The 15,686-nt window shown below is 66.7% G+C and carries 14 protein-coding genes; 2 read left to right on the plus strand and 12 right to left on the minus strand.

Features of this window, described 5'->3' with window-relative positions; genetic code table 11:
* The first annotated feature begins 101 nt into the window (after window positions 1-101).
* Window positions 102-1,199, plus strand: a complete 1,098-nt coding sequence (locus tag ACFYOW_RS15330; protein ID WP_387288240.1) for a phosphotransferase family protein — start codon at window positions 102-104, stop codon at window positions 1,197-1,199.
* A 28-nt stretch (window positions 1,200-1,227) separates the two neighbouring features.
* The gene (locus ACFYOW_RS15335) at window positions 1,228-2,352 is read left to right on the plus strand and encodes a hypothetical protein (protein WP_387288242.1); all 1,125 of its coding nucleotides are present in this window, start codon (window positions 1,228-1,230) and stop codon (window positions 2,350-2,352) included.
* Window positions 2,353-2,506: 154 nt separating this feature from the next.
* Here the strand turns inward: ACFYOW_RS15335 and ACFYOW_RS15340 are convergent, their stop codons facing one another.
* The 12 genes from ACFYOW_RS15340 to ACFYOW_RS15395 form a co-directional block, all read right to left on the minus strand.
* A complete protein-coding gene (locus tag ACFYOW_RS15340) occupies window positions 2,507-3,814 on the minus strand; it encodes a phytoene desaturase family protein (RefSeq protein WP_387288244.1) in 1,308 nt (435 codons plus the stop codon).
* Window positions 3,815-3,830: 16 nt separating this feature from the next.
* Window positions 3,831-4,694 (minus strand): SDR family NAD(P)-dependent oxidoreductase, encoded by an 864-nt coding sequence (locus ACFYOW_RS15345; protein WP_387288245.1) that lies wholly within the window; start codon window positions 4,692-4,694, stop codon window positions 3,831-3,833.
* A 34-nt stretch (window positions 4,695-4,728) separates the two neighbouring features.
* Window positions 4,729-5,889, minus strand: coding sequence for an acyl-CoA dehydrogenase family protein (locus ACFYOW_RS15350; protein WP_387288247.1), 1,161 nt, complete (start codon window positions 5,887-5,889; stop codon window positions 4,729-4,731).
* Between the two features lie 9 nt (window positions 5,890-5,898).
* Window positions 5,899-6,675, minus strand: coding sequence for an enoyl-CoA hydratase/isomerase family protein (locus ACFYOW_RS15355; protein ID WP_387288249.1), 777 nt, complete (start codon window positions 6,673-6,675; stop codon window positions 5,899-5,901).
* Between the two features lie 99 nt (window positions 6,676-6,774).
* Complete coding sequence (locus ACFYOW_RS15360) at window positions 6,775-7,968, minus strand: acetyl-CoA acetyltransferase (RefSeq protein ID WP_387288251.1); 1,194 nt, start codon at window positions 7,966-7,968, stop codon at window positions 6,775-6,777.
* A complete protein-coding gene (locus ACFYOW_RS15365; RefSeq protein WP_387288252.1) occupies window positions 7,965-9,326 on the minus strand; it encodes an OB-fold domain-containing protein in 1,362 nt (453 codons plus the stop codon). The genes ACFYOW_RS15360 and ACFYOW_RS15365 overlap by 4 nt, the downstream gene beginning before the upstream one ends.
* The gene (locus ACFYOW_RS15370; protein WP_387288253.1) at window positions 9,326-10,522 is read right to left on the minus strand and encodes an acetyl-CoA C-acetyltransferase; all 1,197 of its coding nucleotides are present in this window, start codon (window positions 10,520-10,522) and stop codon (window positions 9,326-9,328) included. Before ACFYOW_RS15370 ends, ACFYOW_RS15365 begins: the two co-directional genes overlap by 1 nt.
* A gap of 69 nt (window positions 10,523-10,591) precedes the next feature.
* A complete protein-coding gene (locus tag ACFYOW_RS15375; protein ID WP_387288255.1) occupies window positions 10,592-11,848 on the minus strand; it encodes an acetyl-CoA hydrolase/transferase family protein in 1,257 nt (418 codons plus the stop codon).
* Between the two features lies 1 nt (window position 11,849).
* Entirely contained in the window at window positions 11,850-12,092 is a 243-nt protein-coding gene (locus ACFYOW_RS15380; protein ID WP_387288257.1) for a hypothetical protein, read from the minus strand.
* An 11-nt stretch (window positions 12,093-12,103) separates the two neighbouring features.
* A complete protein-coding gene (locus tag ACFYOW_RS15385; RefSeq protein ID WP_387288259.1) occupies window positions 12,104-12,640 on the minus strand; it encodes an aromatic-ring-hydroxylating dioxygenase subunit beta in 537 nt (178 codons plus the stop codon).
* Window positions 12,640-13,872, minus strand: coding sequence for a Rieske 2Fe-2S domain-containing protein (locus ACFYOW_RS15390; RefSeq protein ID WP_387288824.1), 1,233 nt, complete (start codon window positions 13,870-13,872; stop codon window positions 12,640-12,642). Before ACFYOW_RS15390 ends, ACFYOW_RS15385 begins: the two co-directional genes overlap by 1 nt.
* Window positions 13,873-13,976: 104 nt before the next feature.
* Window positions 13,977-15,683: a class I adenylate-forming enzyme family protein gene (locus ACFYOW_RS15395; protein WP_387288261.1), complete on the minus strand. Its 1,707-nt coding sequence runs from the start codon at window positions 15,681-15,683 to the stop codon at window positions 13,977-13,979.
* Window positions 15,684-15,686: the final 3 nt, after the last annotated feature.

Below are 15,686 nucleotides of genomic sequence, written 5' to 3' on the forward strand. Positions count from 1 at the left end.
GCCGGCTACGTATGGGGTCACGTATATCTACCGATCCGTCCGTGTGATGGGCGTCGCATCCTCGATGAGTCCGATTCCCTTCTCCGAGGAGCATCATTTCGATGTCACCACTTGTCAGCTCGATCGAAGACGTCACACCCGAATGGCTCACCGCGACACTGCGGGCGGGCGGAGTTCTCGACCACGGCGGGTCGATCGAAGCGCTCGACACCATGCGCGTGGGCTCGGGCCAGCTCGGTTCGGCATTCCTCGTGCGTCCGAAGTACACCGGAACCGCGCCCGGTGCGCCCGACGAATTCGTCGTCAAACTGCCCGCCACCGACCCGGCCAGCCGGGCCTACGCCCGTTCGGTCGGCTGTTACGAGCGCGAGGTTCGGTTCTACCAGCAACTCGCCTCGGACCTGCCGGTGCGCGTCCCGCGCTGTTACCACGCCGAAGTCAGCGAGGACAAGGACAGTTTCTGCCTGCTACTGGAGAGCCTGGCGCCGACCACGTCCTTCGACCAGCTGACGGGCTGTGACCTGGACAGCGCCCGCACCGCACTCGGGGCGGCTGCCGGGCTGCACGCCGGCACCTGGCGTAATCCGGCGCTCCGAGACATCGACTGGCTCTCCAGCGGGCTGGACGTGTGGCAGCAGTTCGGTGCGGCCGCACCGCAGGCGCAGCAGGTATTTCGTGATCGGTACGGCAGCATGCTCGACGATGCCGCCCACGAGGTCGCCGCTCGTCTCGAGCAGGGCTACGCCGCGCGTTGGGCCGACACCTTGCGAGAGCCACGCTGCCTGTGGCACTGCGACTTCCGGCTCGACAACCTGCTGTTCCACGGCAAGGCCGGTCAAGTGCCGATCACCGTTGTCGACTGGCAGAGCGTCACCCTCGCTCCCGGCCCCATCGATGCCAGCTACTTCATCGGTGCGAGCCTGGACATCGATGTCCGCCGCGATTCGGAGATCGCGTTGCTGCGGCACTACCACCAGAGCCTGAATGCCTATGGGGTGCAGGACTATTCGTGGGAGCAATGCTACGACGAATATCGCATCAACACCCTGTGCGGATTTTTGGTGGCCATGGTCGCCTCGATCGGTGTGGTCCGCTCCGACCATGCGGACCGGCTGTTCACGACCATGGCCAACCGCCATGCCGCCCACATCCTGGACAACAACGCGTTCGAGTACCTCGACGCACTCGCGGGCGCGTGAACAGCGCCACGATTCGAAAGTCACCGCCATGCTGACACCTTTGGACGAATACCCGATCCACCAGACCGCGCTGCCGTTGGCGCAGCCGGGAGGCGGCCATCCGGACTTCTATGATCGCTACTGGTTCAATGGATTTCGGGACGATCTCTACTTCGCCGTCGCGTTGGGCGTCTATCCCAACAAGGGCATCATCGACGCCGCGTTCTCTGTCGTCCACGCCGGCTTCCAGCGGTCGGTGTTCGCCTCCGGGCGTTTGCCTCTCGACCAGCGGGAACTGCGGATCGGCCCGATAACCATCGAGATCCTGGATCCCTTCCGCATCAACCGGATCACCGTGGATGCCGCCGAATTCGGATTGGAAGCCGAGCTCACGTACCATGCGCGCACCGCCGTGCTCGAAGAAGCCCGGCAAACGCGTTATCAGGGCACCCGATTGTGGATGGACAGCACTCGCGGTACACAATTCGGACGCTGGTCCGGAGCGCTGACAATCGCGGGTGAACCCGTCGACATCGAAACCGGATCGTCGACCATGTTAGGGGTCAAGGACCGAAGCTGGGGTGTTCGAGCGGTCTCGGGCGCAGCGGGGGCGGCTCCCGCCCTCGAACCGCCACAGGTGTTCTTCCTCTGGGCACCTTTGCATTTCGACGATTGCGCGTTGCATGGGCTGGCTTTCGAGGATGCCGAGGGCAGGCCGTGGGCGGAGACCGCGGCGCTGGTGCCGGTCATCGACGGCGATGCTCCCACCTGGGGGCCCGGTTGCGGAATCGACCATCTCCGATCGATGCGGCACAAGATCGATTGGGCTCCGGGGTTGCGGCGTTCCCGCCACGCCACGCTCGAATTCACGCGGGCCTCAGGCGAACTCGAAATCGTCGACCTGGAACCGACGCTGACCTTCCGGATGCGTGGCGCGGGATATACCCATCCGGTGTGGGGACACGGCCGCTGGCATGACGAGCTCGTGGTGGACGGGGAAACGCACCGCATCGATGAACTCGACAGCTTGGACCCGAGCTGTCTGCACGTTCAACAGGTCGTGCGTGCGCGGTGGGGGGCGCGCACCGGCATCGGGGTCCTCGAGCAGGCTGTCCTCGGTCCGCACGCGCCCAGCGGATTCACCGGTTACACCGATGGCGGGGCCGAGGCGTGAAATGCACCGAGAGGCCGTGGGCGCACGGATCACACCCTTCCCACGGCCTCTCAGCTTGTACCGTGATCGTTCACTGTTGGCCCGCGCCGATCACGGTAGTCCCTCCCCGCGCCGCCGTCCGGGTCCGGCGGCGGCACGAAGGGAGAGGGCCTGGTTACGCTGTCGCAAGCGGGAACTGGTCGCGAATCTTGTCCACAACGATCTTGGCGGTCTCAGCGCACGCGGTGGTACCGCCGTTGGCGTACTCTTTCACCGCGTCGCCCACGTTCCACAGATTCTGGATCGGGGTGTCGTGCGGCAGGTCGTAGCCGGCGACCGCGCGCTGCGGCGGCCAGCCGTCGCGGGTGACATTGATCGAGAGGATGCGGGCCTCGTCGAAGCCGTCCACCTCGTCGCGCAGATCCTGCAGCAGCAGCTCGGTTTCGGCCTGCTCGTCGAAATCACCGACGGCCGGCTTCGGCACGGCGGTGCCCTGGTACAGGTGCCAGCCCTCGGGGGCCATCTCCGGGCACAGCGCGGTGAAGTTCGCGATGTAGCACAGGCGGCGGCTCTGGGCGAAGCTCGTCAGGCCGGGAGCCTTGACCAGCGGGCGCCGGCTGGCGAAGTTCACTGAGATCATGGCGCACGGGCGGTTGGCCTGGTCGACCTGCGCGACGTACTCGCCGGGCAGGTTGTCCCGGCCGACCAGGTCCAGGGTGGCGAACGGACCGATGTCGCTGACGGTGAAACGGCTTGTCACCTCGACGGTTTCCTCGCCGCGCTTGATCACCGCACCGGTGATCTTGCCGTCGGTCAGGGACAGCGAGGTCACCTCGCTGTCGAGCCAGACCGCGCCGCCGTTGCTCTCGACGACTTCGGCGAGCGACTTCCACACGCCGATGCTGCCCTCCGGGCAGAAACCGAACTTCTTGAAAGCGCTCTTACGGGTGAAGTAGGTGAGGAACACCCGCGCGGGCAGCTCCTCGGAACCGACGGCGAACACCGATCCGCACATATTGCGGAAGATGCCGTGCACCGACGCGTTCTTCGTGTACTTGGCCACCCAGTCGGCGGTGGACAGCTCGTCCTCGGGCAGGCCGCTGTCGTTGCGCGCGGCGCCCAGACCCTGCACCAGCTTCGCGCCCTGACGGGTCAACTTGGACAGCAGGAAACCCCAGCCGCCACCGGTGACATCCACATCCTTGCCGCCGATGCGGTAGAGGATGGGCGGTTCCGGCTTGCGGATATCGAACTTCGCGCCGACCTCGTCGAAGGTCTCCTCGGTGATGCCGCCCAGTTCGATGACGATGGCGCCGTTGTTCACCTTGAAGCCGTCGATGTCATCGGTCGAGGCCCGGCCTCCGACCTTGTCGAGCCGCTCGACGACGAGCGTGCGGTAACCCGCGTGCGACAGGCGTGCGGCCGCGAGCAGTCCGCCCGCACCCGCGCCGATTACCAGTGCGTCCCAATTGTTTTCGGTCATGATCAGCTCCCTTGATTCAGCCGAGCGGGTTGGCGCCGGGTTCAGCGTCCGCCATGTCGGTGATCTGCTTCCATTGGGCAGCGACCTCGTCGATGCTCGGCGGGGTCGCGAAGACCGCGCCCTTGTTCTGGAACTGCTGGACCCGGTAGACCTGGCCGCCACCGGCGACGATCACCGTCGCGGTGTCCTCGCATTCATCGCTGACCAGGTAGCCCACCACACCAGCGACTTGCGCGGGCGGCAGCTTGTCGAGCATTTCCTTGGGCGCGACGTCCTCGGTCATGCGGGTCGCGGCCAGCGGCGCGATAGCGTTCGCGCGGATGTTGTTACGGCCGCCCTCGATGGCGAGCGTGTTGATCAGGCCGACCAGACCGAGCTTGGCGGCGCCGTAGTTGGCCTGGCCGAAGTTGCCGAAGATCCCACTGGTGGACGCCGCGACGACGATACGGCCGTGGTTCTGCTCGCGGAAATAGGGCCAGGCCGCGCGGGTGACGTAGTAGCCACCCCACAGGTGCACCCGCTGGACCGACTCCCAGTTGTCGGCGGTCATCTTCGCGAAGGAGCCGTCGCGCAGGATGCCGGCGTTGTGGATGACGCCGTGCACCGTCCCGAAGTTGTCGACGGCGGTCTTGATCAAATTGGCCGCGCCCTCTTCGGTCGCGATGTTGTCGTAGTTCGCCACCGCGGTTCCGTTGGCATCGCGGATCTCCTGCACCACGGCGTCGGCCATCGAGGTGCCGGAGCCGGAGCCGTCCCGGGCACCGCCGAGGTCGTTCACCACGACCAGGGCGCCCTCCTTGGCGAGCAGCAGCGCATATTCGCGGCCGAGTCCGCCACCGGCACCGGTGACGACGACCACACGATCAGTTACTCCGGGCATTAGTTCTGTCTCCCTTGACTTTCCAGAGTTGATGTCAGTACGACGCGGGCAGCTTCAGGCTGGTCTGCGCGACAAAATTGAGGACCATCTCGCGGCTCACCGGAGCGGTCTTGAGCAGGCGCGCGGAGAACCACAACTCCGCAAGGCCGTATTCGAGGGCCAGACCGTTGCCGCCATGGGTCTGGATCGCCTGGTCCAATGCCTCGAGGGAGGCGTCGGCCGCGGCGAACTTCGCGATGTTGGCCGCTTCGGCGGCGGGCAGTCCCGCGTCGAACAGCTCGGCGGCGCGGTAGGCCGCGATGCGCGCGAGCTCGACCGCGATGTGCGCCTCGGCGAGCGGGTGCGAAACCCCTTGGTGCGCACCGATCGGCACCGACCACACCTCGCGATTCTGGGCATAGGCGACGGCCTTGGTGATGGCGTAGCGGCCGATACCGGTGCTGATGCCGGAGGCGAGAATACGTTCCGGATTCAGTCCGGCGAACACCTGACGCAGGCCGTTGCCCGCGGTGCCGATCAGTGCCTCGGGACCGACCCGGACCTCGTCGAAGAAGACGGTGAACTGGTGGTCGGGCGAGACCACCGCGGTCGGGAGCGGCTGCAGGGTCAGACCGGGCGTGTCGGTGGGCACCACGAACATCGATAACGGGGAACGCGAGGTACCGACGAATTCCGGGTCCCGGGTGATCAGCAGAATCGCATCGCATTCATCGATGGCCGAGATGAAGTACTTGCCGCCGGAGATCACCCAGTCCTCGCCGTCGCGGCGGGCAGTGGTGCTGACGTTGTGGCTATTGGACCCGGCATCGGGCTCGGTCAGGCCGAATGCCATCTTGCGGGTGCCGTCGGCCAGACCCGGCAGCCAGTCGGCCTTCATCCGGTCCGAGCCGTGCGCGGCCACAATCGAACCGCAGATCGCCGGCGAGACGACCGCGAGCAGCAGCGGAAAACCCTGCGCCGCTAGCTCTTCGATGACGATGAGCATCTCCGACAGGCCCGCGCCGCCGCCCCCGTACTCCTCGGGCAGATGCACCCCGAGCAACCCCGCTTGGCCGAGATCGCGCCACAGCTCGTCGACTTTGGCTCCCGACCGGGAGCGCTCCAGGAAATACTCCTGACCGTACTTGGCAGCCAGCTTGGCGACACTCTCGCGAAGCAGCGCCCGTTCGTCAGTATCGATGATGAAGGCAGACAACGATTTATCTCACTTTCCGGTGAAGGCGGGCGGCCGCTTGGCAAGGAAGCTCTCGATGGCGCCGCAGGCATCGGCCGTGTGCGCGATGCGTCGCAGCGCAGCGGTCTCCTCCGACAGTGCGTGGTCGAGAGTGGTGGTCCACGAGTTGTGCAGGAGGCGACGCATTTCGCCGTAGCCACGGGTGGCGCCGGCGGCGAGCTTGCGCACCGTCGCCTCGGCTTCCGTCGCGACCTGGTCGGCAGGCACGACCCGGGTGATCAACCCCCAGTCGGCGGCCGTGTCGGCGTCGATCACGCGGTCCTCGAACAGCATTTCGCTGGCTCGCCGAATACCGATGAATTTGGGCAGGTACCAGGTGTTCCCGGAGTCCGCGGTGATGCCGATGCGGCCGAAGCCGGTGGCGAACTTGGTGCCCGCCGCGGCGATCGTCACATCGGCGGGGTACAACAGGCCCAGCGCACCCCCCGCGCACGCCCCGTGGACCGCCGTCACGATCGGAACGCTCACCCGGGCGAGCAACCGGATCGCCTCGTGCATGAGCAGCGCCATACGGCTGAGCAGATCGGGCAAGTCCGCCGCGCCCTCGGAGAATGCCCCGATATCACCACCGACGCTGAACACCGGACCGTTCCCGGTGATCAGCACCGCCCGCAGGCTGTCGTCGTTGGCGATCCGGATCGCCACCTCCAGCAAGTGCTCGCCCATCTGCTTGTCGAGGGCATTGCGGACTTCGGGTCGATCCAGGCGCACGTAGGCGATGTCGTCGACGACTTCGTAGGCGATCAACGGCCCACCTCCTTTTCGAATTTAATGTAAATTAGGAAATAGTTTTACGTCAAGTGCCGATGCGGAAAGCTCGATGTTCCCGCCCCTGCCGTCCTGCGGTCAGCCCAGTTCCGAACCGACCACGGAAACGAAGGACACACAGGCGCCCGGCCGGCCACCGAGGTTGTGGGTGAGGGCCATCCGGGGATTCGCGACCTGCCGCCCGCCCGCCTCGCCGCGGAATTGCAGCCAGCACTCATAGAGCATGCGCAGTCCGCTGGCGCCGACCGGATGGCCGAAGGATTTCAGACCGCCGTCGGGATTGACCGGCAACCTGCCGTCGAGATCGAAATCGCCTGCGACGCTGTCCTTCCACGCCTGTCCTCGATCAGTGAACCCGAAATCCTCCATCAGCACGAGTTCCGTCGGCGTGAAGCAGTCGTGCACCTCGGCGAAGGAGATCTCGGTACGGGGATCGGTGATCCCGGCTTGGGTGTAGGCATCCTGCGCGCTGGCCACCACCTCGGGAAAGGTGGTGAAGTCGTAGTCCGGATCCACGGCTCCGCGTCCCGGCCCCGCGGTGAGCGAGAGCCCCTTCACGTACAGCGGTGTGTCGGTGTACTTCAGGGCGTCCTCGGCGCGGACGATCACCGCGCAGGCCGCACCGTCGGATACACCCGAGCAGTCGAAGATGCCCAGACGTCCGGCAACCAGCGCAGCGCCCGCGATCTTTTCCTTCGCGACCTCGGATCGGAACTGCGCCTTGGGATTCAAGGCGCCGTTGTGATGGTTTTTCCACGCGACGTGAGTCATGGCATCCCGCATGAGTGCCGGGTCCACGCCGTACTTGGCACAGTATGCCGGATCCAGCAGTGAGAAGGCCGCGGGTGCGGTCAGGGACAGCTCCGATGCGGTGCCGTCGCTGGGCGGGTCGCCGCGCAGCAGGCCGGAGAATCCGGAGTCCTTGAGTTTTTCCACGCCGATGGCGACGACGCGGTCGTAGGCACCGGAGGCGACGGCATAGCAGGCATTGCGGAAGGCTTCCGAGCCACTCGCGCAGTAGTTCTCGACGCGGGTGACCGGCGTGTGCTGCAGGCCCAGCGGCTTGCTCGCGGTCAGACCGCTCTGCCCCGTGCCCAGCGTGCCGAGCCAATAGGCGTCGATCTCGGCGCGATCGAGCCGGGGATTGCCGTCGAAGCAGTCGGCCATGGCTTCGACGAGCAGATCGTCGGCGGAGCTTTCCCAGCGCTCGCCGAAGCGGGTGCAGCCCATGGCGACGATGGCGACCTTGTCACGAATTCCATTGCTGCTCATAGCAGTTGCGCCTTCCAGAAGTAGTTGTGCACACCCTCGGCACTGTGCAGGCGACGGAAGGCGGTGCGCACCCTGGACCCCACCGCCAGACGATCCGCGGCGCCGTCGGCGACCTCGAGGGCGTATCGCCCGCCACCGTCGAAATCGACGACCGCCTCGACGACCGGCGGAGCCGGCGAGTACGCCAGGCGATCGACGGTGAAGGTGGTGACCGTGCCCTCGTTGTGGGCCATGGACACCTCGGTCATGGCGTCGATCGCACCGCAGCGCTTACAGACTCGCGCGGGTGGCAGGTGCACGAGTCCGCAGGATTCGCACGCGCTGCCGGTGAACGCGAACTTCCACCTCGTCGCGCGCGCCGACGGCGGTGCGGCCACCCGATCGGGCTCCGGCCGGCGAGGCGGTTCCCGATCCAGCAAGCCACGCCAGTTCAGGTAGGTCGGGTAGGGCACGGGCCTGCCCTGCTCGAGCTGCGCTGCCACCGAAATCGGCTGTCGCGCTTGCCTTATGCGTTCGGTGACCGCCAGCACCAGAGCATCGCAGCCATCGGCCGCGGAGACCACGAGCACTGTCTCCCCCGGTGCGGCCTGATCCAGGACCGCCGCGAGGGCGAGGCCGACGTCGGCGGTGCCGGCGTGGCCGATGGGCGAATTCCGAGTGGACTGCTTACCGACCACCGCCTTCGCGGCCCGCTTGGCGAAGGTGGTGTTCGGCGAGACCAGCACGACGTGATCAGTCTCCTCGAGCCCTGCCTGCGCCAGGGCAGCCGCCGCCGCGCGGTGCACGAGCGGCAGGTACCGCTCGATGCCGAAGCGTTCTTCCCACTGTTCACCGGTAGCGGACCGCGGGTCACGCCAGCGGTCCAGGAACTCCTCGGTGACCGATGAGGTGGCAACGACTTCAGCGATGGGCTGGGCACCGAACAGGAAGGCCGCGGCCCCGTCCCCGCCGCCCCGCTCGTCGGCGGATCCGGGGCGGCCGACGCGCATGTCGGCGAGCACCGCGAGGCCACCCGCCTCCCCCGCGGCGAGCAGCGCCGCGATACCGCTGCGCGCGGAACCCGCGAGATCGGCGGCGAACGTGTCGCCGGGCAGCCCGAGGGCGGCATGGATCGCCGTGGCGTTGGCCTTGTCGGCGTACGCGGGGGTGGTGGTGGCGAAGTACAGCGCCCTGGGTGCGCCCCCCGGTGTGAGCGCGATCGTCGCGGCCGCGACGCCCATCGTGGTGCTGTCCTCATCGAAGGCTGCCGCGACCCGAACGCCCTTGCCCGCATTGGTGTTCAAGGTTGCGCCGATATCGGCGAGCGACACCCGGTGCGCGGGCAGATATGTGCCGTACGAGGTGATTCCGTAGTTCATCAGGCTCCTTCGAACAGTGCGGCCATGCCTTGGCCGCCGCCGATGCACATCGTCTCGAGGGCGTATCGCCCACCGCGCCTGCGCAATTCGTGCAGCACGGTGGTAAGGATGCGCACGCCGGTGGCACCGATCGGGTGGCCGAGCGAGATGCCGGAGCCGTTGACATTGAGCCGGTCGTGGTCGTCGAAGCCCCAGCCCTTCAGCACCGCGAGCACCTGCACGGCGAAGGCTTCGTTCAGTTCGACGAGGTCGATGTCGTCGAACCGGTGGCCGGTGCGCTGGAACAGTTTCTCCACCGCGGGCACCGGGCCGATGCCCATCTCGGAGGGCTCGCAGCCCGCGGCCGCCCAGCCGACGAGGAACCCGAGGGGTTCGAGGCCGAGTTCGTCGAGCTTGTCCTCGGCCACGACCAGGCAGGCCGCAGCGGCGTCGTTCTGCTGGCTCGAGTTTCCGGCGGTGACCGTACCGTCAGGCATGAGGGTCCGCAGCCCTGCGAGGGAATCCCGCGTCGAGTCGGGACGGATGCCCTCGTCGCGACCGAATTCGATCGGGTCGCCCTTGCGCTGCGGAACCGGTACAGGGACCACCTCCTCCGCGAACTTGCCGGATTCCCAGGCCGCGGCGGCCTTTCGGTGACTGGCGGCGGCGAATTCGTCGGCGGCCTCGCGGGTGATGGAATAGCGACGCGCCAGGTTCTCGGCGGTTTCGATCATGCCGCTGATGTGGCCGAACCGTTCGACCGGTTGGGAGCGTTCCCGGCCGCGGTCGAGGCGGTCATAGAAGGTGACGTTGCCCGCCCGGGAGCCCCACCGCATGTCCTGGGTGTAGTACTCGATGTTGCTCATGCTCTCGACACCGCCGGCGAGCACGACGTCGGCGGCTCCGGTTTGCACCATCATGGCGGCGGTCACGACAGCTTGCAGCCCTCCGCCGCAACGGCGATCGGTCTGGAAGCCGGGTACCTCGATGGGCAGCCCGGCCGCTAGCGCGGCCCAGCGGCCGATGCAAGGCGCTTCGGAATTGGCATAGGACTGCGCGAAGGATACGTCGTCGATCCGTGCCGGATCTATTCCGGAGCGCTCGACGACGGCCTTGATGATGTGGGCGGCCAGGTTCTCGGCCGGGACAGGGCGCAGCGTACCGCCGAAGGTTCCGACGGGAGTGCGCAGCGGGCTGACGATCGCCGCTCTCTTCATGATTCCACCTCTATGCTGACTTTCACTGTGCCGCTGTAGTTTTCGTCGTGCAGGGCGATCCCGTCATGGTCACCACCGGCTCGCCATCGCACGCAGGACATCACGCTGATCGGGATGCGCGATCGCGATCATTCGCTCGCGTCGCTCGGACAGTGGCAGGCCGCGCAGGTCGGCGATGCCGAATTCGGTGACCACGACGCCCACGTCACTGCGCGCGATGGTGACGGGGCCGGACAGCCTGTCCACGATCCGGCTCCGTGTTCCCACGGTGGCCGGGAGCGCGATGATCGGCAGGCCGCCGTCCGACCGTGCGGCGGCGCGCAGGAATTCCCCGCCGCCGCCGACCGCGCCCACATATCGGCCACCGGCCACCTCGGCATTGACCTGTCCGGTCAGATCGACTTCGATCGCCGAATTGATGGCCACGAAACGGTGTTGCGTCGCAAGGCGTTCCGGATCATGGGTATACGCGATCGGCCGCAGTGACACTGTGGGATTGCGATGCACGTGGTCGAACAACCGCCGGGTGCCGATCAGCACCGCCGCCACGGAGACGCCGCGATCGGTGGTCTTGTGAGCATTCGTCACCACGCCTTTGTCGATGAGTTCGACCGCGGCATCGGAGAGGATGCCGGAGTGGATGCCGAGGTCGTTGCGCACGCCGAGCGAAGCGAGCACCGCCTCGGGTACCGAACCGATCCCGAATTGCAATGTCGCGCCGTCGGGCACGATGCTCCCGACGTGTGCTCCGATGGCCGACATCTCCGGTGTCGGTGGAGCGGCGGGGCTTTCGGCCACCGGCCGGGATGTTCTGACCACGATGTCGATGTCACTGTCGGTCAGATGCCGTGTACCGGCGGTGGCGGGCACCTGGTCATTGACCTCGACGACGACGATTCGCGCGCTGTCGATGGCGGCGGTGAGGTAGTCGTCGGCCAGTCCCAGGCTGTATCGCCCCCGTGCGTCCGGTGGTGCGCACTGCACCAGCACCACGTCGGCGCGGGAGACGAATTCCGGCAGGGTCGAGTAGGGGCCAGGGTAGATCTCCAGCACTCCGGCCGCGGCCAGTGCCCGATTGCTGCCGGTGCCGCAGTAGCTGACGAACCGGATGTGGTCGGCGTGTTCGGTTTTCACCGTCGCGAGTGCGGGAATGCCGATGAAGCAGGTGATGCCGCCCAGAGCGGCTCGCTGTTCGAGCAGCCCCTCGGTCAGCGTCGCGGGTTCCGCGCAGGACTGACCCCAGACCACGAAGTCACCGGGCCGGATGAGATCGCGGAAGTCCAGGTTCGGTGGACGGACCGCTGCCGGCGGCATCGCCTCCGGCATATCAGTCCTCCCGCCAGCGATCGGCGGACGGGTCGAGCAACCGCTCCATGTGCCCGTCGGCCAGCCACACGATCGTCTCCAGCTCGAGGGCATCCAGGAATCGGACGCGGCCGGACTTCAAGTCCTCCAACCGCAAACGGGGACTATTCGCGGTCTCATCGATACCGACCCGCACCTGAGCGAATTCACTGTGCACGACGCCGAATTCACGACCGGCGCCGATACCCGATCCTGGTGTGTCCATCTGCCAACCTCTCAGATCAGGAAGCCCATGCTGGGCACGGCATCGGCGCTGTTGACGAGCAGCACGGTCTTGCGGACCAACTTCAGCTCGCCGTCCACCCGGCGCACCACGTAGGTGTAACGGCCCGCCCAGGTGTGGATGCCGCGCGGCTTCGACTCGTAGAGCACGAAATTCGCGCCCACACTGATGTCGTCACCCTCGATGCCCAGCAGTTCGATGTTCGAGATCGTGCGACGCAGGTTCGACGGTGGCGACTGCGCGTACCGCTTACCGGTGCGCAACTGCTGCAACCGGGTGGAGATCCGGCGGCGATTGTCGTACATGATCGATACGCGTCGCTCGGGGTCGTAGCCGCCGCCGTCCACGGGCACCCAGTACAGCGCGTCGTCGGTCCACAGGGCCTCCCACGCGTCGTACTCGTGTTCGTCGGCGAGGCGGGCCTCACGGTAGATGAACTGCTCGAGCTCGCGCAGATCGATATCGGGCCCACCCGTCGCCCGGCCGCCACCCCTCACGGAATCGCTCCGCGATGCGGTATTCGTAGTCATCACGCCTCCATCAGGCTCTTGTAGTGCTGCCAGAAGGCACGCATCGCGGTTTCATCGGTGGCTCCGCCGATGCGGAACCCGTTGTCGTCCACCGATTCCCGGGCCAGGCCACGGCGCAGGTCGAGCCATTCGGGCAGCAACTGCTCCACACCGACCTGGTTGCGCTCGTACATCTCGGTGTCGTCGGCCAGCAGCATGCCCGCCGGTCCGACCGATCCGATGGATTGCGACAACATGCGCTTGTTCAGCTCGTCCGCGCCATCCAGCTGCACGGAGGTGGAGAACTGAATGCATTCATTGGCCGAGATCGGCTGGATGTTGAACACCTGGATCTCGGCGATGAACAGGTTCGGGAAGATCATCACGTGGGGTGCGCCCTCGATCATGATCTCCTCGGCCGCTTCGCCGTGCGCCTCCCGCATCTTGGCGACGTACTCCGGCACCCGATCCGCGGTGGTACCGAACCAGCGCATCGGCTCGGCGAACTTGCGGAACTCCGGGCGCAGGTCGTTCTCGCTGTGCCCGTTGCCAAGGGCACGGGTGACGGCGGTGGACGAGTCGCTGTAGAGCGGGCCGATCGTGGAGCCGGTCACCGAGAAGATGGATCCGTGCACGAACTGCGGGTGGTAGCCGTCGGTCTCGTTCTCCGCCAGCAACTTCCAGTTCGCGTGGGTCCGGTGCCGTAGCCAGCCGTTGTCCAGGCGCACCTTGCCGGTCGGGGACAACCGCGCCAGCCTGTCGATCTCACCGGCGGCCGCGCCCAGGTGTTCCAGCAGCGGCGGCACGTCGGGGTTGAAACTGCCGAAGACGAATCCGTGATAGCTCTCCACCCGGGGCACCACGCCGAGACCGAGGTTCAGCTTGTTCTTACCGCCGTAGCCCTTGTTGTAGGGGTAGCCCAGCATGTCCCCGGTATTACTGTAGGTCCAGCCGTGATACGGGCAGCGGAACGAGCTGGAATTGCCACGCGGTTCGTCGCAGACCAGGTTGCCGCGATGGGCGCACCGGTTGGTGACCAGGTGCACTTCCCCGGCGCGGTCGCGGGTCATGATGATGTCCTGCGGCCCGATGTTCTTGCGCACGTAATCGTTGGGCTCGGGTACCTCGGTTTCGTGGCCGACGAAGACCCAGCCGCCGTACCAGATGCGCTCGAGCTCGTCGGCGAATACGGCGGGATCGGTGTAGAGCGTGCCGTGCACGCGTTCGGGCTCGATGAGCCGCGAATAGTCCACTCGCGGCGCCTGATTCACGACCGGACCGGATTCGCAGGCGGCGTCCGGATCGCAGATCCCGTGGTCGTCCGGTTCGCGCGCGGCGTCCGGAGGCGTGGTGACCGTCATAGTTGTTGCTCCAATCGTGCTTTCGCGTAACTCACGAGGCGGTACTTCTGCACCTTTCCCGTCGGGGTGGTGGGCAGTTCGGCCGCCGCGAGGAACAGAACGTGTTTCGGAACCTTGAACCGGGCCAGGTTCTCCTTGCAGATCTCGATCACCTGCTCGGCGGTGATCTCGGTGCCGGGCGCGCGCACCACGCACGCACAGCCCGCCTCACCCCAGCGCTCGTCGGGGACTCCGATCAGGTACGCCTGGCTGATCTCCGGGCTGGCTGTGAGCAGATCCTCGATCTCCTTCGGCATCACCAGTTCGCCGCCGCTCTTGTAGAGCTCCTTGCTTCGACCGGTGAGCTCCAGATAGCCGTTCGGCATGACCCGGCCGAGATCGCCGGAAAACACCCAGCCGTCCCGCAGGCCCGCGGAGGTCTCCTCCGGCTTGCCCCAGAACCCGAGCATGCTCGTCGGGCCCCGAGAAACCAGTTCGCCCTCCGCACCGTCGGGCAGCGGCGCCGCGGTGATCGGGTCGACGGTGCGATAGAGCACCAGCGCGCCGTCGTCGATTCCGGCCGCCCCGGCGGATTTGGGCGCGCCGGCAGTGGCCGCGGTCAAGTGCAGCGGGTCTTCGGGCCGGGTCAGGGTCATCGCGCCGCCGCACTCGGTCATGCCGTAACCGGTGACGATCTCGGTCGCGCCGAGTTCATCGCGGACGCGTTCCCACAGCCAGATCGGCGCGGGTGCGGCGCCGGACAGCACCGCCGACAGCGACGACAGGTCGTAACGGCGCCGATCCGGATGCTCCAGCAGCGCCACCGTCATCGTGGGGACACACAGAATGTCGTCGGCGCGGTGCCGCTCGATGCCCGCCAGGTATTTCGTGGCGTCGAAGGCGGGCAGCAGGATCACCGCACCGCCGACCATCATCGCGGCGATCAAGCCTTCGACATATCCGAACATGTGATAGCAAGGCAGTGAGAACAGAATCCGGCGACCGTCGGCGAAGGCGCGGGTGAGCGCGGACGCGTAGCCGGTGCGCAGCACGGCGTCATGGGTGATCAGCACCCCTTTGGGAGACCCGGTCGTGCCCGAGGTGTAGAGGATGTCCCCCACACCCATGGGATCGACCTGGATACCCCCGGCCGCGCCGGGATACCGCTCACCGACCTGGCCGAGCTCGGTCACCGTGCGGACACCGGCGCGCTCGCGCCCATCGGTGGGCAGCTGAATCACGGTGTGCAGCTTGGGGAGCCGGGTGTAGTCGCGATCGAGCGATTCCCACCCGGGAGCGATCTCATCGAGCATCGCGAGGTAGTCGAGGCCCGCGAAACCCGTCATGGTGATCAGTACCCGGCACTCGGACTGATCGAGTACGTAGCCGAGTTCGTCGGCGCGGTACAGGAAGTTCAAGGGCACCGCGACGGCACCGGCGAGGGCGATGGCGAACTTCACCGGCACGAACTCCGGGTAGTTCGCCATCAGGACCCCGACGTGGTCGCCAGGGCGAACGCCGAGGGTGACCAGCCCGTCGGCCAGCCGGGTTGCCAGCTCGGCGGTCTCCCGATAGGTGAGCGTGCGGTCATCGGTCATGACCAATGGGCGTTCACCGAACTCGTCGGCGCACCGCAGCAACCACTCACCTAGCGATCGTGGTTGCCAGGTCGGGAATCGTTCGGTCAGCCGGTTGCGCCGGAGGTCGAAATCAGTGGAGCTCACGGT

It is taken from the genome of Nocardia sp. NPDC006982 (assembly GCF_042869435.1).
Taxonomy (GTDB): domain Bacteria; phylum Actinomycetota; class Actinomycetes; order Mycobacteriales; family Mycobacteriaceae; genus Nocardia.